Annotated in this window: 16 protein-coding genes and 1 pseudogene; 5 read left to right on the forward strand and 12 right to left on the reverse strand. The window is 38.9% G+C overall.

The window, feature by feature from the left end:
* Positions 1-358: 358 nt before the first annotated feature.
* From GOM48_RS05525 to GOM48_RS05540, 4 genes are all read right to left on the reverse strand, one after another.
* On the reverse strand, positions 359-1222 hold the full coding sequence (locus GOM48_RS05525) for a hypothetical protein (protein WP_235096373.1): 864 nt from the start codon (positions 1220-1222) through the stop codon (positions 359-361).
* Positions 1223-1285: 63 nt separating this feature from the next.
* Complete coding sequence (locus GOM48_RS05530; RefSeq protein WP_235096374.1) at positions 1286-3124, reverse strand: DUF2971 domain-containing protein; 1839 nt, start codon at positions 3122-3124, stop codon at positions 1286-1288.
* A gap of 12 nt (positions 3125-3136) precedes the next feature.
* Complete coding sequence (gene uvrB / locus GOM48_RS05535) at positions 3137-5125, reverse strand: excinuclease ABC subunit UvrB (RefSeq protein ID WP_235096375.1); 1989 nt, start codon at positions 5123-5125, stop codon at positions 3137-3139.
* 76 nt (positions 5126-5201) lie between these two features.
* On the reverse strand, positions 5202-6155 hold the full coding sequence (locus GOM48_RS05540) for a CPBP family intramembrane glutamic endopeptidase (protein WP_235096376.1): 954 nt from the start codon (positions 6153-6155) through the stop codon (positions 5202-5204).
* A 163-nt stretch (positions 6156-6318) separates the two neighbouring features.
* Here GOM48_RS05540 and GOM48_RS05545 point away from each other — a divergent pair, with 163 nt between their 5' ends.
* The 3 genes from GOM48_RS05545 to zwf all read left to right on the forward strand — a co-directional run bounded on the left by GOM48_RS05545 (position 6319) and on the right by zwf (position 10144).
* The gene (locus GOM48_RS05545; protein ID WP_084925819.1) at positions 6319-7767 is read left to right on the forward strand and encodes an amino acid ABC transporter substrate-binding protein/permease; all 1449 of its coding nucleotides are present in this window, start codon (positions 6319-6321) and stop codon (positions 7765-7767) included.
* Positions 7767-8507, forward strand: a complete 741-nt coding sequence (locus tag GOM48_RS05550) for an amino acid ABC transporter ATP-binding protein (protein ID WP_001096336.1) — start codon at positions 7767-7769, stop codon at positions 8505-8507. Before GOM48_RS05545 ends, GOM48_RS05550 begins: the two co-directional genes overlap by 1 nt.
* 149 nt (positions 8508-8656) lie before the next feature.
* The gene (gene zwf / locus GOM48_RS05555; RefSeq protein WP_235096377.1) at positions 8657-10144 is read left to right on the forward strand and encodes a glucose-6-phosphate dehydrogenase; all 1488 of its coding nucleotides are present in this window, start codon (positions 8657-8659) and stop codon (positions 10142-10144) included.
* A gap of 44 nt (positions 10145-10188) precedes the next feature.
* On the opposite strand, the gene ftsY is transcribed toward zwf, so the two are convergent.
* The 3 genes from ftsY to GOM48_RS05570 are packed head-to-tail and all read right to left on the reverse strand — an operon-like array spanning position 10189 to position 13103.
* The gene (ftsY, locus tag GOM48_RS05560; RefSeq protein WP_235096378.1) at positions 10189-11490 is read right to left on the reverse strand and encodes a signal recognition particle-docking protein FtsY; all 1302 of its coding nucleotides are present in this window, start codon (positions 11488-11490) and stop codon (positions 10189-10191) included.
* A gap of 3 nt (positions 11491-11493) precedes the next feature.
* Entirely contained in the window at positions 11494-12312 is an 819-nt protein-coding gene (locus GOM48_RS05565) for a Cof-type HAD-IIB family hydrolase (RefSeq protein ID WP_235096379.1), read from the reverse strand.
* A complete protein-coding gene (locus GOM48_RS05570) occupies positions 12312-13103 on the reverse strand; it encodes a Cof-type HAD-IIB family hydrolase (RefSeq protein ID WP_235096380.1) in 792 nt (263 codons plus the stop codon). The genes GOM48_RS05565 and GOM48_RS05570 overlap by 1 nt, the downstream gene beginning before the upstream one ends.
* A 105-nt stretch (positions 13104-13208) precedes the next feature.
* Here GOM48_RS05570 and GOM48_RS05575 point away from each other — a divergent pair.
* Both GOM48_RS05575 and GOM48_RS05580 read left to right on the forward strand, forming a co-directional pair.
* Positions 13209-13934 (forward strand): annotated as a pseudogene (locus GOM48_RS05575) (IS30 family transposase); the annotation flags it as partial.
* 51 nt (positions 13935-13985) lie between these two features.
* On the forward strand, positions 13986-14285 hold the full coding sequence (locus tag GOM48_RS05580; RefSeq protein ID WP_235096381.1) for a YbaB/EbfC family nucleoid-associated protein: 300 nt from the start codon (positions 13986-13988) through the stop codon (positions 14283-14285).
* Between the two features lie 46 nt (positions 14286-14331).
* On the opposite strand, the gene GOM48_RS05585 is transcribed toward GOM48_RS05580, so the two are convergent.
* The 5 genes from GOM48_RS05585 to macP all read right to left on the reverse strand — a co-directional run bounded on the left by GOM48_RS05585 (position 14332) and on the right by macP (position 18366).
* Positions 14332-16095 carry a glycerophosphoryl diester phosphodiesterase membrane domain-containing protein gene (locus tag GOM48_RS05585; RefSeq protein WP_235096382.1) on the reverse strand — a complete coding sequence of 588 codons (1764 nt, stop codon included), beginning with the start codon at positions 16093-16095 and terminating at the stop codon, positions 14332-14334.
* Between the two features lie 8 nt (positions 16096-16103).
* The gene (locus tag GOM48_RS05590; protein ID WP_235096383.1) at positions 16104-16694 is read right to left on the reverse strand and encodes a 3'-5' exonuclease; all 591 of its coding nucleotides are present in this window, start codon (positions 16692-16694) and stop codon (positions 16104-16106) included.
* A gap of 81 nt (positions 16695-16775) precedes the next feature.
* On the reverse strand, positions 16776-17270 hold the full coding sequence (gene rocS, locus GOM48_RS05595; protein WP_000021247.1) for a chromosome segregation protein RocS: 495 nt from the start codon (positions 17268-17270) through the stop codon (positions 16776-16778).
* A gap of 76 nt (positions 17271-17346) precedes the next feature.
* Positions 17347-18039: a 5'-methylthioadenosine/adenosylhomocysteine nucleosidase gene (locus tag GOM48_RS05600; RefSeq protein WP_235096384.1), complete on the reverse strand. Its 693-nt coding sequence runs from the start codon at positions 18037-18039 to the stop codon at positions 17347-17349.
* Between the two features lie 15 nt (positions 18040-18054).
* Entirely contained in the window at positions 18055-18366 is a 312-nt protein-coding gene (macP, locus tag GOM48_RS05605; protein WP_235096385.1) for a cell wall synthase accessory phosphoprotein MacP, read from the reverse strand.
* Between the last annotated feature and the right edge of the window lie 3 nt (positions 18367-18369).

Raw genomic sequence — 18369 nt, forward strand, 5'->3', positions numbered from 1 at the left:
CAAAAAGCTTTGTATTCCACGCTATGGGAATAAATTTCAGTCCAAATATCCCAAAAAGAAGATCAAGAATTGCAAAGGACTTCAAAAAGCGAATAAATAGAGTAAAAATTAGAAGAAAGAGCCAAATATTCCAAATAATCGGAGTAAATGATAAACCAAATGACCATAATATGACATGAACAATAACAAATGCTATCAGTAAGGAATATAGGACGATATAAATAAGCTTGTTAAAAGTACTCGAATTTTTCACTATTTATTCCTCCTTTAAATTCAAACTACTAACTAATGACTAATATCTATCACTTTTAAATTATCTCGTCTATTATTTTAACACAAATTATTACATATAAAATTTTTAGTTAAAATTACTTCCATAATAGAGCATCTTATGGTTTTGAACCTTTAAAGAGACACTACTACCTGAACGATATCCTTTAGCACCATAGTAGTAAGAAACCTCATAAAGGGCATCTGGTAGCTCTGCATTATCTATTCCATTCTTGATAAACTCATTCAGTCCACCTTCACTACCAAAATAATCTTTCTCACCCTCTTCTAAAACAATATCGCGATAGATGATGTATCCTTTAATCATTTCTTTTTCCAAGAATTCATCAATAGGGAGATCATACAAACCTTGAAAAGCTTTCCCTTCCTTACGATTCTTTTCAATGAGAGCATAATAGTCTTGAATATTCCCAGATTCAGTATCGACACTCCAGTAACTATTCACATATTCTAGATTTGGATTTTCATATTGCTTAAAAAAACTCTCTACCTTCTCTTTGTGAGAAATACTGACAGGATGCTGGTTAAGTAGTTTATGAGCCATGTCTGAAAATTCTTGTAACATGGTTTTCGTACTCCCATCATAGGCTAGTTCTTCATCAGTCTTTTGGGGATGGTATTTTGAGGACTTTGGACGATAAAACAAGGCATGACTCACAGTGACTCTACTTCCATCAACCTCTTCACTATAATCGTATTCAATTTTGTATTTTTCAGAAGTCCATTTATCTCTAGAAAACTTCGTAACCTTCATATCTCCTTTAAAACCATACAAATCAAGGGTTCTTCTTACTGCTGCCTCTACCTCCGATTGATTTGCTTCAGGGAAAATGTCATAAGTTGTTGTAAAGAAAAGGAAGGCAAAACGTAGAATAAAGAATAAAGGGACAATATTTACAATGAAGAAAATTAAAAGTAAAATTTTTTTCATTACTAGCTTCTCCTTATTAATAAAAAGATTATAATTTCTTTGAAGCTTTAATTTTTTCTAAACTTAACGATAAGGGATCTTTGAACTTTCTATCTCTATATCAGGATTAGCAAGTTTGAGATAAGGAGCAATATAGTCTGCATCCGTAACCTTTGGCCCCAGAATTACTTTTGAGTATTTCAAAGGAGCCAGATTAATGTATACAAATAAATCATATCTGCCATTATCTTTTGGGCTTAATACGATATACTTCCTAAAATCATTATAGTTAACTTTATCAAAAACTTCTAACCCAATTTCTTCTTTCTTCAAGTATTTCTCATTTGATGAATCATTAGCATCTCTATTAATAATATTTTGTATCGCTGTATCATCTAAATTAATTAAAATACGATACTCCATTTCATACTCATAGTCTTTAACTTTGAAAAGATAAGAAATCTTCTTCAATTTCTCAGCAAAACTTTTTAATTCTTTTTCAGCTTCCAGCTCTTTCAATTTTTTAAATATCTGTTTTAAATTATCAAGAGATTTACCAACATCTGTTTCATCTTTATTTTCTGACATTAAATCTAAATAATGAACTTTAACAAACTCTATAGATTTATGAGCAACTATATCTTCAAGATAAGACAGATTATATTCAAGGAAGGCACCTTGAGATGAATCTGCATATTCCTTCCACATAGGTAAACTATCAGATACCGTGGTTAGAGAGGATATAAAAACATTGGAAGTTTGGTATTGTTGAAAAAAAGTATTATCTATACCCAAATAATCGTGGATTGCCCTTCCTTCCATCGGGTCATTTAGCTGCTTGAGATTAGTAAGCCGCAAATAGGGAGATTTCACTTTAGAATCATTGTCATCATTGTCATTCTTCCAGTCGGCTTTTATGAGGTAGTTTGTTAAAGTGTCAATCTTAGTATAATGTCCAAAGGAACCTATTTCTTTCAACTCATTTGCATCAACAGTCAATTTAGAACGAATATAGTATATAATCTTGTCCGCTTGTTCTAAAAGTTGTTCAGCATCAAATGCTGAGATAGATTCTGGATCACTTTTCTCATTTAAATAATCGTTATCATATTTCTCAATTATCTTAATAGCTTGATTTCGGATGATATCCGAATCATTTTCTTCTGCTATCTTTCGAATAACTTCTATTGAATCTTCAATTATATCATCAAAATGCCTTGATATAAAATCTAGGTAGGCATCAATATCTTCAGATTGAGGATTCTCCATGAAATAGTTATTTATTATCTTTAAGTGCTCAAATTGAAAAATTGAAACAAGCTCATCTAATCTAAAATACCAAAAGTCAATTATTTCAAATAATTTAAGATTAATGTTTTTAAATATAACATCAATAAGTTCTATCAAGTTCTTTTCTAAATCAACTCTTTTTACATAATCAAATCTTGTAAATGCAAATACACACAAAAAAACTGATAACAAACCGTCGATAACATAAGGGGTTAGGTGATCTTCTGTAAGACTCTCCGTAGTTACTTTATGACATAAGTATAAAAATAAACTATTATTATCAATTAATGTTGAATAGTCTTCATAATCAAGTTCTTTATAAAAGTAAGAATACAAAAAATACAAATAATGTCTAATTACAAAATTTGAAACATTTAAAAAATGATCTACAAAGAGCTTATTGAAAAACTCTAACAACTTCTTTTCTATTTCTTTATCAATTTGTTTTTCAAATTCACTACAAATAACTAAAACAATCCTAGCATATTTCAATTGTTCTTCTTCATCTAAATCTAGATATTGATTTATAAAATTTTTAAGTTCGTATTTCAGTTTTTCTTCATTTAAGGAATCAAAATGATTTTTTAATTCGGATTCACTAAATTCACCAGTAAAATAATTTAAATTTTCCATTTTTCTCCTTCACTACCCCAACGCCTTCACTTCCAACATCATATCACGAATTTGGGCAGCAAGTTCAAAGTCAAGCACTTCGACGGCTTCTTGCATTTGTTTTTCCAGTTTCTTGACGAGTTCTTTGCGTTCTTGTTTGTTGAGGCTGTTGATATCGACTTCCTTGTCCTCTTCCTTGGCAACTGCCTTGGTTACGGCGATTAGGTCACGGATTTCCTTCTTAATAGTTTGTGGCACAATACCATGTTCTTCATTATAAGCCATCTGGATTTTCCGACGACGAGCTGTTTCATCGATAGCACGTTGCATAGACTGGGTCATCGTATCCGCATACATGATAACATGCCCTTCGCTGTTACGAGCAGCACGTCCAATAGTCTGGATGAGACCACGTTCGTTACGTAGGAAGCCTTCCTTATCAGCATCTAGAATAGCAACCAAACTTACTTCAGGCACGTCAATCCCTTCACGGAGCAGGTTGATTCCGACCAAGACATCAAAAACACCCAAGCGTAGGTCACGGATAATCTCTGTCCGCTCCAAGGTTTTGATATCCGAGTGCATGTACTTGACCTTGATGCCCATTTCTTTGAAGTAGTCAGTTAAGTCCTCTGCCATTTTCTTGGTCAAGGTTGTGATAAAGGTTCGTTCGCTCTTTTCAACACGGGCATTGATTTCACCTAGGAGGTCATCAATCTGTCCCATAGTTGGTCGGACTTCCACTTCAGGATCCAAAAGACCTGTCGGACGAATGATTTGCTCAATCACTGTCTCGGTCTGTTCATTTTCATAGTCACCAGGTGTCGCTGAAACGTAAACAATCTGGTGCACATGGCTTTCAAACTCCTCACGACGAAGAGGACGATTGTCTAAGGCAGACGGCAAACGGAAACCATAATTAACCAGCATTTCCTTACGCGAACGGTCTCCATTGTACATGCCCTTGATTTGCCCCATGGTCATATGACTTTCATCAATCATGATCAAGAAATCATCAGGGAAGAAATCGAGAAGCGTATAAGGAGGTTCTCCTTCACTACGACCATCCATGTGACGAGAGTAGTTCTCAACTCCATTTGTATAACCCATCTCACGTAACATCTCAATATCATACTCTGTCCGCTGTTTCAAACGCTGGGCTTCTAGCAGTTTACCTTCCTTCTCAAAGACAGCTAACTGCTCCTCCAACTCGGCCTGAATCTTGGCAATGGCAACTTCCATGTGATCGTCATTGGTCACAAAGTGAGTAGCAGGAAAAATCGCCAGATGATCCACTTCTCCTAATACCTGACCCGTCAGAGCCTCAACTTCTCGGATACGGTCAATTTCATCTCCGAAGAACTCTACTCGAAAAGCGTGTTCATCACGGGAAGCTGGGAAAATCTCCACCACATCCCCACGTACACGAAATCTTCCCCGTTGGAAATCAATATCATTGCGTTCAAACTGGATATCAACCAAGTCATTCAGAAGTTTATCACGAGAAATCTCAAGGCCTGGACGGAGACTAACAACACTATCAGCGTATTCCTTTGGCGAACCCAGACCATAGATACAAGAGACAGAAGCTACAACGATGACATCATTACGCTCCAGAAGGGCTGAAGTCGCTGAGTGGCGGAGTTTGTCAATCTCGTCATTAACAGAACTGTCCTTCTCAATGTAGGTATCGCTAGAAGGTACATAGGCCTCTGGTTGGTAATAATCATAGTAGGATACGAAGTACTCAACAGCATTTTCAGGGAAAAATTCCTTAAATTCTCCATAGAGCTGACCTGCCAGAGTCTTATTGTGAGCAATGACCAGAGTGGGTTTATTGACTTTGGAAATGACCTGACTCATGGTATAAGTCTTCCCAGTACCTGTCGCACCCATCAGAATCTGTGCTTTTTCTCCACCCTCGATATTATCAACCAACTGCTCGATGGCTTGAGGTTGGTCCCCTGAAGGTTGGTATTTTGATACTAGTTTAAATTGATTGTCTGTAATGCGATTGATCATAAGAATCCTCTCTCGATGTGCTATTCCTATTTTAGCATACTTGTAGCATTTTCACGAAGAAAAGGACAGACCCAAGTCACATCCTTTCATTTTCTTTCTTTAATTGATAAGCGAGATAGACAATCAGCAGTAGCAATACCAGACTTGTCATGATAGAACCTTCTATGCCAAAAGAACCACCTGATAGCCATCCTTGATTGCCTTGTGGTAAAAAGGTCATTAGAGACGTTCCTGATGGTTGTCCACTAACTAAAATCCCAAAGAGATTTCCTTGAGCAAAATTCCAAGCCCCATGAATACCTGCAACACCCCAAACTGTATCGGTTTTGAGAAGGTAAAGAGCCATGGCAACCCCGAATAAAAAAAGATTCACTAGAGATAGAGGTGTTAAACCAGAATTCCCCATATGAAGCAGGGTAAAAAATATGCTAGATATGACAACAGCAAGTTTTAGATTGGTTCTTAAGGCTAATTGAGGAAGGAGCCATGCACGGGATACCACTTCTTCTGCTGTCCCCTGTAAAATCCAAAATGGGATAGTAAAGACAACAAAGGTAAGCGAATAAGGATTCAAGTGAATGGACTCCAAACGATATTGCCCTAAGCCCACCAAACCTAACAAGGTCAGAAGAAAAAGTGCCAAACCTAGACCAAATCCTTTAAGAAGATTGCTGAGGAAATTCTCTCTATAAAATCCCAAGGTTCGAATAGGTCTTTTCTCAATTTTTCTAGTCCATCTGAATACAGTGTTGAGAATAAAACCAAAGGCCAGCAATTCTAAAATTAAACGAAAGTCACTTGTTTTATCCGTCAAGCTCTCCTGCAAGGTCTGCAAGTAGGTTGCAAGATTTTGACCAGCCTCTCCAAAATTTCTAGCAAGCCCGATGAGAGCTAACAAGCTAATACCATACAAAGTATATGCAACAAACTCTCCTATAAAGACAAAAACAAAGGCTAACAAAGGACTTGTGTAAATATTTAAACTCATTTGGGAAGATTGGAAGTCTTTAAATATTCTTTTATTCTTCATGTTCCCGCCCTCATTTCTTCTATTATTATAGCACTTTGTAGTGGTAATTCAAGAAAGAAATAAAGGGTTTGTATGTTATATCTTCTAACATAGAAATCCTTAAAATTTGCCTTTTCTTCTTTTTTCTGATATAATGGGAAAATATTCGGAAAGGAGACTTAAAATGAAGAAAAAAATCCTAGCATTTTTGCTAATTTTATTTCCCATTTTCTCATTAGGAGTAGTAAAAGCTGACACAGTTAAACCTAAGTATGTTATTGCCAGTGATTCATCTTTTGCACCTTTTGTATTTCAAAATTCAAACAACGAGTACACTGGTATTGACATGGACTTGATCAAGGCTATTGCCAAAGATCAAGGATTTGAAATTGAGATTACTAACCCAGGCTTTGACGCAGCGATCAGTGCTGTTCAGGCCGGACAAGCAGACGGTATCATCGCTGGTATGTCTGTTACGGACGCTCGTAAAGCTACATTTGATTTCTCTGATTCCTACTACACTGCTAATACGATTCTCGGTGTAAAAGAATCCAGTACCATTGCTTCTTATGAAGATCTCAAGGATAAGACAGTTGGTGTAAAAAACGGAACTGCCTCTCAAACGTTTCTAACTGAAAATCAAAGCAAATACGGCTACAAGATTAAAACCTTTTCAGATGGCGCATCTATGTATGACAGTCTCAACACTGGAGCTATCGATGCCGTGATGGATGATGAGCCCGTTCTCAAATATTCTATCAGCCAAGGGCAAAAATTGAAAACACCAATCGCTGGAACTCCAATCGGTGAAACAGCCTTTGCCGTTAAAAAAGGAACAAACCCTGAATTGATTCAAATGTTCAATAAGGGGCTTGCCAACCTCAAAGCAAACGGTGAATTTCAAAAAATTCTCGACAAGTATCTGGCTAGCGGAGCAACAACTACTTCTACAAGTACGGTTGACGAAACAACCATCTGGGGCTTGCTTCAAAACAACTACAAACAACTCCTTAGTGGACTTGGAATCACACTTGCTTTAGCCCTTATTTCATTTGCAATCGCCATTGTAATTGGGATTATCTTTGGTATGTTTAGCGTTAGCCCATACAAATCTCTTCGTCTTATCTCTGAGATTTTCGTTGACGTTATTCGAGGAATTCCTTTGATGATCCTTGCTGCCTTCATCTTCTGGGGAATTCCAAACTTCATCGAGTCCATTACAGGCCAACAAAGTCCAATCAATGACTTTGTAGCTGGTACTATTGCCCTCTCACTCAATGCTGCTGCTTATATCGCTGAAATCGTTCGTGGTGGGATTCAAGCTGTTCCAGTTGGACAAATGGAGGCCAGTCGCAGTCTTGGTATCTCTTATGGAAAAACCATGCGTAAGATTATCTTGCCACAAGCGACTAAATTGATGTTGCCAAACTTCGTTAACCAATTCGTTATCGCTCTTAAAGATACAACCATCGTATCTGCTATCGGTTTGGTGGAACTTTTCCAAACTGGTAAGATTATCATCGCCCGTAACTACCAAAGTTTCAAGATGTATGCAATCCTTGCTATCTTCTATCTTGTAATTATCACGCTTTTGACTAGACTAGCGAAACGCTTAGAAAAGAGGATTCGTTAATGGCAAAACTAAAAATTGATGTAAATGATTTGCATAAGTATTATGGAAAAAACGAAGTTTTAAAAGGCATTACTACTAAATTCTATGAAGGTGATGTTGTCTGTATCATCGGTCCTTCTGGTTCTGGTAAATCCACTTTCCTACGTAGCCTTAACCTTCTCGAGGAGGTAACGAGTGGTCACATTACAGTAAATGGTTATGATTTGACTGAAAAATCAACCAATGTCGACCATGTTCGCGAGAACGTCGGAATGGTTTTCCAACATTTCAATCTCTTCCCTCACATGTCCGTCCTAGAGAATATCACTTTTGCACCTATTGAGCACAAACGGATGACCAAAGAAGAAGCTGAGAAATTGGGAATGGAACTGCTGGAGAAAGTCGGCCTTGCGGACAAAGCTAAGGCTAATCCAGATAGCCTTTCAGGTGGTCAGAAACAACGTGTAGCTATCGCTCGTGGACTTGCCATGAATCCTGATATCATGCTCTTTGATGAGCCAACTTCAGCTCTGGACCCTGAAATGGTTGGAGATGTACTGAATGTTATGAAGGAATTGGCGGAACAAGGCATGACCATGATTATCGTAACTCATGAGATGGGATTTGCTCGTCAGGTGGCCAACCGTGTTATCTTTACGGCTGATGGTGAATTCCTGGAAGATGGAACTCCAGATCAAATCTTTGACAATCCGCAACACCCTCGTCTGAAAGAGTTCTTGGACAAGGTCTTAAACGTATAAAACAAAACTGTAAGGTTTTCCTTGCAGTTTTTTAATTGCGTATTGGATTTTTTGATTTTTTTGAAAATTATGATAAAATAAAAACTATGACAATGAGGAAATCTCATCCCTAGTCCGACTAGGAAAAAATATAGAAATTAGGTAGCTAGATGTCATCAAAGGTTATTGTTACAATTTTCGGTGCGAGTGGAGACTTAGCTAAACGCAAACTCTACCCTTCCCTTTTCAGACTCTATAAATCAGGCAATCTTTCTGAGCATTTTGCAGTCATCGGAACAGCTCGTAGACCTTGGAGTAAGGAATATTTTGAATCTGTAGTTGTCGAGTCCATCCTTGATTTGGCAGATAGTACCGAGCAAGCCCAAGAATTTGCTAGCCACTTCTACTATCAAAGCCATGATGTGAATGATACGGAACATTACATTGCTTTGCGTCAATTACAAGCTGAGCTGAATGAAAAATACCAAGCTGAACACAATAAGCTCTTCTTCTTGTCTATGGCACCTCAGTTCTTTGGGACCATTGCAAAGCACCTAAAATCTGAAAACATTGTAGATGGCAAAGGTTTTGAGCGCTTGATCGTTGAGAAACCATTTGGTACAGACTACGAAACAGCAAGCAAACTCAATGAAGATCTCCTTGCAGCCTTTGATGAGGAGCAAATCTACCGAATTGACCATTACCTAGGTAAAGAGATGATTCAAAGTATCTTTGCGGTTCGTTTTGCCAACATGATCTTTGAGAATGTTTGGAATCGCGAACACATCGATAATGTTCAAATTACCTTTGCGGAACGCTTAGGTGTTGAAGAACGCGGCGGCTACTATGATGAATCTGGTGCCCTCCGTGATATGGTGCAAAACCATACTCTACAACTTCTCTCTCTTCTAGCCATGGACAAACCAGCTAGTTTTACAAAAGATGAGATTCGTGCTGAAAAGATTAAGGTCTTTAAAAACCTCTATCATCCAACTGAGGAAGAATTGAAAGAACAGTTTATCCGTGGTCAATATCGCTCTGGTAAAATCGATGGCATGAAATACATTTCCTATCGTAGCGAGCCAAATGTCGATCCTGAATCTACAACAGAAACCTTTGCATCTGGTGCCTTCTTTGTAGACAGCGATCGCTTCCGTGGTGTTCCTTTCTTCTTCCGAACAGGGAAACGTCTGACTGAAAAAGGAACTCACGTCAATATCGTCTTTAAGCAAATGGACTCTATCTTCGGTGAGCCTTTGGCGCCAAATATCCTGACCATCTATATCCAACCAACTGAAGGCTTCTCTCTCAGCCTAAATGGGAAGCAAGTCGGTGAAGAGTTTAACCTGGCTCCAAGCTCTCTGGATTACCGTACAGATGCTACTGCTACTGGAGCCTCACCAGAGCCATACGAGAAATTAATCTACGATGTCTTGAACAACAACTCTACCAACTTTAGCCACTGGGATGAGGTAAGTGCTTCATGGAAATTGATTGACCGTATCGAAGAGCTCTGGGCTGAAAACGGTGCTCCACTTCATGACTATAAAGCTGGAAGCATGGGACCTCAAGCTAGTTTTGACTTACTTGAGAAGTATGGAGCCGAATGGACCTGGCAACCAGATATCGCCTATCGTGAAGATGGCCGTTTAGAATAGCAAAAATATCCTGCAAGATTGACTTGCAGGATATTTATTTTGTATTAAATCAAACCTTCTAAGAGACCTTTCATAAAGTTTTCTGAGTTAAATTCCCCAATATCATCGATTTTTTCACCGAAACCAATCAATTTTACAGGGATATTAAGTTCTTCGCGGATAGCCAGAACAACACCACCTCGAGCAGTTCCATCAATCTTAGTCAATACAATACCGGTAACAGGGGTAATTTTCGAAAATTCTTTAGCTTGTACTAAGGCATTCTGTCCAGTTGAAGCATCAAGTGCCAGGAAGGTTTCATGGGGTGCTTCAGGAACGACACGCTTGATAATACGGCCAATCTTTTCCAACTCGGCCATAAGGTTGTCCTTGTTTTGCAGACGACCTGCTGTATCAATCATGAGAATATCAATTCCTTCTGCTACAGCACGTTCCATCCCATCAAAGACCACACTTGCTGGATCAGCTTTTTCAGGCCCCGTCACAACAGGAACATCCACACGACGGCCCCATTCTACTAGCTGGGCAACGGCTCCAGCACGGAAGGTATCTGCCGCAACCAACATGACTTTCTTGCCAGCTTGTTTGTAGCGATGAGCCAATTTCCCGATAGAAGTTGTTTTCCCAACACCATTGACTCCGACAAAGAGCATGACTGTCAAACCATCTTGGAAATGGATTTGTTCATCGTAGTTGCCATCCTTCTCATAGAGTTCAACCAATTTCTCGATAATGACACGACGAAGTGCGTCAGGCTTCTTAGCGTTTTCTAATTTGGCTTCATAGCGTAGTTCTTCTGTTAAATTTGAAGCAACTTGCACACCGACATCGCTCATGATGAGCAGTTCTTCCAATTCCTCGAAGAATTCTTCATCGACAGAACGGAAGTTGGCAAAGAAGGCATTCAAACGAGCTCCGAATCCCGTACGGGTTTTCTTTAGACTGCGGTCATATTTTTCCTGAACGGTTTCCTCAACCTGAGGAAGTTCTTCTTCTACTACTTCTGACGCTAGTTCTTCTTCAGTTTCTTGGCTCTCTTCTTCTAAAACTTCTTCAGGCTCTTGGAATTGTTCCAATTCATCAGATTCTAGCTCAAGCTCTTCCTGAGCAGTTTCCTCGACTGCTTCTGGTTCAATAACTTCTTCTGTTGAGATCTTAGGAATTTCTTCTTGAGCTGGTGTTTCTTCCACTTTTTCTCTTGTTGTCTCTTCCTGAGAAGTTTCTTCGACTGCCGTTTGGTTTTCTTCAACCTCTTCTGACAAATCAAGATTTTCCAGTGCTTCTTTTACAATATCTTCGATTTTCGGCTCTTCTTTTTTTCCGAATAGACGGTCAAATAATCCCATATTTTAGTTCTCCTTTAGCACGTATTCTTCGATAGCCCAGGCAACGGCTTCCTCGTCGTTGGTCATCGGGGTAATCACATTGGCAACTTCCTTAACCGCTGGAACTGCATTTTGCATGGCAACTCCTAGACCTGCCCACTCAATCATAGAAAGGTCATTGGCCTCGTCACCACAAGCCATGACTTGACTTTGATCGATTCCCAAGTGTTTAATTAATTTTGCTAAACCTGTTGCCTTGTGGACGTTCTTCGGTGACCATTCCAATAGCATTTCACGCGATTTGAAGATTTCATATTGGTCAAACAATTCTGGAGAAATCTGTTGAATCGCTGCATCCAAAGGTTCTTTGGCAAAGGCAGTTACACATTTATTATACGTCATCTGACTAGATAGATCTTCAAAAGCGACAGGTACGAAGGTCAGGGCTGGATTGAACTTAGCATAGATACTTTCTTGGTCAGACTGGATTTGATAAACTGTTCCTTCTGAAATGGCATCTAACGGAAGTCCGAGTTTTTCAGTTTCCTCGTATAATCGTGAAACATCATCGATTGAAAAGACTGTTTTATCGAGAATCTCTCCCGTGTTTTTCTGCACCAGACCACCATTAAAGGTGATGGTGTACTCATCCTCCTGACCGTCAGTACCTAGCTCATGGAGAAAGAAATCCATAGCCTTTAGAGGACGTCCCGTTGTCAGTACGACCTTGATGCCACGGTCACGCGCAGCTTTGAGGACCGCCTTAGTTCGATCTGTCAGCTTTTTATCCGTTGTCAGCAAGGTGCCATCTAAGTCCAATGCAATCAATTTAATAACTGCCATTACAAGCCCTCCATATAAGCCATCACTGACTGGTCCTTATGGTGGCCAATCACTGTCTCTGCTAATTCTAAAATCTCTGGTCGCGCATTTTCAGGAGCGATTGGATGCCCCACAACCTGCATCATATGAAGGTCATTAAGATTATCGCCAAACGCCATAACCTGATCCATGGTCAGATTCAGTTTTTTTGCCAGCTCAACAATAGCCACACCCTTATCAACATAGTCCAAGACAATATCGATGGATTCAAAACCTGTGGTCATGGCTTTCACACCAGGAACGTTTTCATTGACCCAGGCCTCTCCAGCTTCTATCGTATCTTCTGTAAAGTTGGTGGTGAATTTAAAAATCTCATCCGTGATATCTTCCAAACTCGCTACTTTTTGAATATTTTCATTGTAGTGACGACTAAACATGAGATAGGTCTCATCCACTGTATCTAATACGTAACAAGCTTCTTTCCCAGTCAAGAGCATTTTGTTTTCATCAAAATAGGGCGATTTCTTTAAAGCTTCAAAAGTGCTCAAGTAAAAATCCCGAGACATAGTAGCCTCGTACATATCCTCTCCATGAAACTCAACATAGCTCCCATTTTCAGCTATAAAAATCACTTCATCACGTACATCCGCAAACAGCTTTTTCAGCGACAAGATACCGCGACCTGAAGCCACAGCAAAATAAATCCCCTTTTCCTTGTAGGAAACAAGCAAGTTTTTGAGGCGTTCCATATCAAACCGACCCTCTCCATCTAGAAAGGTTCCATCCATATCGGTTGCTACAAGTTTAATCATAAAATCCTTCATACTCCAATTGATAAATCTACCTTCTATTATACCATAGATAAGCTAAAAAAGGACTAGTACAGTAGGGGGCTACTGGATAGTAGGTCTTTTTCGGTAAAGATCCTCCACTATTATAACCAAAAGTTGTCTCCTGAAATGATGGTCAAGTCTAAGGGCGTTACAGTGGGAATTTCTACCATCTACCACTAGATTCATCATGGAAAATTAGGATTGACCAAACAGAATCTACTTTATCCTAGAAAAGGAAAAACTGTCAAGAAACAAGCTAGCCTCAACTTTAAACCTGCTGGTCAATCCATTGAACAGCGTCCCAAGGTTATCAATCTTCGATTGGAGAATGGGCACTACGAGATTGATACGGTTTTACTCACAAGAGCGAAAAACCACTGTCTCCTGGTCTTGACGAATCAAAGGAGCAGACACCAAATTATCCGATTGATTCCCAATAAAAGCGCTGAGTCCGTCAATCAGGCTCTAAAACTCATCTTAAGACAATACAAAATTCTTTCCATCACGGCAGATAATGGAGCCGAATTCAACCGCTTGTCTGATGTGTTTTCTAAGGAGCATATCTACTATGCGCAACACCCCTATGCCTCTTGGGAAAGGGGAACCAATGAAAATCACAACAGGTTCATTCGTAGATGGTTGCCTAAAGGAACCAAGAAAACGACTCCTAAAGAAGTCGCCTTCATCGAAAATTGGATCAACAACTATCCTAAAAAATGCTTGGACTACAAGTCTCCCAGAGAAGACTGCTTGCTGACTAACTTGAATTTGAAATTTAGCTTTAAACTAATAATAGACTTTTACTCCTAAAATTGATAAAATAAAAAAGAAAATAATAGAAAAAGGGAACTGTAAATCACTATGATGAACATGCAAAACATGATGCGCCAAGCACAAAAACTTCAAAAACAAATGGAACAAAGTCAAGCAGAACTCGCTGCTATGCAATTTGTTGGAAAGTCTGCTCAAGACCTTGTTCAAGCGACCTTAACTGGAGACAAAAAGGTGGTCAGCATTGACTTCAGTCCAGCAGTTGTAGATCCAGAAGACCTAGAAACCTTGTCTGATATGACCGTTCAAGCCATCAACTCTGCTCTAGAACAAATCAACGAAACGACTAAGAAAAAACTAGGTGCTTTCGCTGGAAAATTACCATTCTAATCACCTACAGAAAAAGGAGGAAGGTTCACTTCTCCTTTTTTCTATGTTAGAAATTAAAGAACTCCGTAGCTTTTTTCAAAAGGAGATCGGTGTATTCTGGATCTTCCTGAGCTGCTGCTAAAGTCTCCTGTAGCATCTCCATGTCATCTGTAATCATCCCATCCACTGACAACTGCAACGATTTATCAAGTGCGTCAGAGCTATTGATGGTCCATACGTAAAGCTTTTGTTCTGTATACCAAAGTTTAGTAACAAAATATTCATCCAATGTTGAATACTCCATGGTATAGCCAGTTGCCTTGGTTTTTGGGAAAATACTATTATAAGGCAAGATGAAATAAGCTGGAATAGTCGAATCATATTTCAAAACTTGGTCAATCACATGATAGTCTAGTGATTGCATCTGATGACCATACTGCTTGATAATTGTTCCATACTTCTCTAGAAAACGTTCCATCATTTGTGGACTGTCTTTTTTACTGGTTTTGATTTCAATCAACAATCTTTGATGAAGTTCATTCGCGCGATTGAGATAGTCATCAAAACTAGATATTTTGGTTCGATAGCCATTTTCAGAAATATCTAACCCTGTCAACTCCTCCAAAGTCAAGTCTTGAGGTCTGGCATTGATACCTGCTAAGTTCTTAAGATTGGCGTCATGCATCATCACAAACTGACCATCTTTGGTCTCCTGTACATCCATTTCAATCAAATCTGGTTTCAGTTGCGCTGTTTTTTCCAAAGACTGTACAGTGTTTTGTACACCATTTTTGTTTGAAACGCCCCTATGTGAAATGACTAAAGGGGTATTTGTCACAGGAGCTTCCAGATAGATATAACCTTCCAGCGCAAAAAAGATACTAGCGCAGCCCATAACTCCCCATCTCATCAAATGATCTTTTTTTCTTCTTGGCATAATCTCCAGTTCCTCACCTGTCAAAAAGGAGACAAACTTAACAAGGAAATAAGTCAAGGCCATATAGTGGATGTTTTTTATCAAGACAAAGTTGATAACTCCAAGAATCAGTGATTCTTTCTGTGTTAAATTGTCAATTACAATCTGTCCTATTAGCAAGGGAGTCAAGAGAAGGAAGAAAAAGAGATAGGTTTTAATAATAATGAGTAGCAAGTTCCAAGCATAAAAGAGAACTTGTTTTTTTGTCTTTTGTAGGCTATATTTTACTCCTTCTCTCACAGTCCTCTTTTCAAAGAGAATCTTCGGAAGGGTAAACATGAGTCGGACAGACACATAGAGCAAAATCCAAGCAGAGGCAAAAATCATCAAGCCCACTAGCCAGTGCTTGTCTTCCAGATAAGTCACGATAAAGTCTGGAATAACGATTTTATTTAAGTAATAAATTTTTAAAATTTTCCTGATGAAAGGAAAGAGCATGGCTACGTAGAAGAATAGAAAAGCCATCTTGCAGAAGCTCAAGCGTTTCATGAACAGAAAACTTTGCTGGAAAACTTTGCGACTGTACTCAATCAAGGTTCTCTTTTCGTGGTATAGAAGGTGACGCGCCCCAATAAAGAGGAGACAAATCTGGAAATAGGCCACCAAAAGATTGATTACAATCAAGACGAGAAAGGCCAGACTGATTAAAGGAGAACTCGTGATAATGGCAAAAATATTATTGTAAGAAATAAACAAATATCCCGTCTGGCTGAGTAAAAGACCAGCAAGAAAAGAATTGAGAGGTAACCACAGATATTCCACCATCATGAAAATTAAGAAAAAGAGGAAGAGAACTTTATCTAGGTTGAGGTAAATTTTCCTAAAACCTAGTTTTTTAGGTTTTTCAGGTTTCATAGGCACTCCTAGTCTAGAAATTGAGATAAGTCTAGCCCACCAAAGGGATTCATGGATAGATTACTCTGTTCTTCTAACAATAGTTTTCCTTCGTCAGACTCCAAAAAGGCTTCATAAACACGCGCCGTCATGCGGGCATCTTCTAAACTATTATGAGACTTCCCGTGAAAGCCTAGAAAACTTGCTACAGTTTGTAATTTAAGATTTGCTATGCCGTGTAGGTCGGAACTACGGCGTTCAAAAGCCTCATCATATAGGTCGACCTTATACTGGTCACGATAGTCCAAGCCATGCTCTATGAGAATAGGCAAATCACTCTTAGCTGCATTGTAGCCAACGATGGGTAAGTTGCCAACAAAAGCCTGAAAGTCCTGTAAAACTTGTTCTACTTTTGGCGCATCTTTCAAGGTTTCAGCTGTAATTCCTGTCAAACCATTAATAAAACTCTTTAAAGGCACGCTGGTATAGACATAAGAATCAAAGGCACCTATCTCTTGACCATCTTGAAAACGAACTGCTGATACCTGAATTAAATGAGTAACCCCTTCGTGTTGATTGAATTCTAAGTCAAAGGCGATATAGTCTCTTAATTTTTCCATCATTTACCTCAATTTCGACTCAATTTAAACTATAAATAAGAAAAGAAGCTATTAGGTTAGTGACTAACCCAAACAGCTTCTTTATTTTCCTCCAAATAGGCGAGCAAAAAAGCCTTTTTTGGTTGCTTGGACTTCTTCTTTTGCTTGGTCCAACTCGAGTTTCAAGCTTTCTTGATCCTTCATTGCTTGAAGAGTTAACTGTTGCTGTTGGTCCAATTGTTTGTCCTTTTCTGCAATCTGGCGGTCTTTGATGCGCATCTGCTCATCTTTTTCTGCCAGTTGCTGATCCTTGGCCTTGAGTTGCTCGTACAAACGAAGAATTTCAGCATTTTTCTCATCGACCAAGATTTCCATCAGTTCGCGTTGTTTGACATCATCACTGACTGGTTCATCTTCAAAAATCGTTTTTTTGTAGATTTCTTCTAGCTTGATTAAGCCACTTCGAGTAACTACTGTTACACCTTTGTCATTTTTTTTCGTGTCTTCTTCGGGAAGTTCTTTAACACGATTGTTGATTGCCTGACGAGATAGTCCTAAGACCTCTGCAATCTCGCTGACGGTCATTTCAATACTCATAATATCCTCTGAAACGTTTTCTAGCTTTTCTTTATTTAAATCTTATCATAAGCTAGATAAACTGTCAAATTTCCGCTTAATCTAAGGCCTTTAAAAAGGCTAATAAGACTTGGGCAGAACGACGTCCAGCTTCGATAATAAACTCATCAAAAGAGATAGAGGCTTCGTGATTGGCATTGTCACTCATAGCACGAATGACTAGGAAAGGTAGGTCAAGAGCCTGAGCCGCCTGAGCAATGGCCGCCCCTTCCATCTCCACTGCTAAAACATCTGGAAAGTGGGACTTGATAGTAGCAATCTTATCTTCTCCAGCTATAAAACTGTCCCCTGTAGCAATCAAGCCTAGGTGCCAGGTCTGTTCTACTTGAGATAAACTTTCTTTAATCCTAGTGATAAACTTCTGATCTGATTCAAAGTAAAGGGGTTGACCAGCCATCTGACCATAAGCATAGCCAAAAGCAGTCACATCCACATCATGATAAGCTAGTTTATCCGCAATCACCACATCACCAACAGCAATCCCATCTGCAAGAGCTCCTGCAGAACCTGTATTGATGATGGCTTCAACTTGAAAATGGTCAGCTAGAACAGCTACGCTCATAGCCGACATGACCTTTCCAATCCCACTCTGAACTAGGACAACTTCTGTCTTGCCAATAGTGCCAGTGTAGTAGGTATTTCCCATGACTTGGACTTCTTGATGTTTGTCCAAATTCTGAGTCAAATGTATCAGCTCTTCTGGCATGGCAGCAATGATTCCAATTTTCATTTTATTTCCTTTCAATTACAAGAGTTTCATTGCCAAAACTAGCAAAATCAAAAGTAAAATTACCGCAAACAGAATTCGATTGAGTTTCGAATTAAAAACATTTCTCTTGGTGTTCTCAATGCGGCGACTCTTATGAATCGTTGGCTCTACTTCTATTGTAAGTGTATCTTGACTAAAACCATGGTCTCTAGAACGTGAATAAACAAAATGTTGTGAAGCTGTTGGTAGGATCTTTGTTTCCTCATCATCTTGAAGAGGTGGTCCTGAGATTTTCTCACCTCGGTTGGCACGTTCAATCATTTCGTCTGTTAATAAAGGTTTTCCCATGGG

It is taken from the genome of Streptococcus oralis, from assembly GCF_021497885.1.
Classification (GTDB): domain Bacteria; phylum Bacillota; class Bacilli; order Lactobacillales; family Streptococcaceae; genus Streptococcus; species Streptococcus oralis_BQ.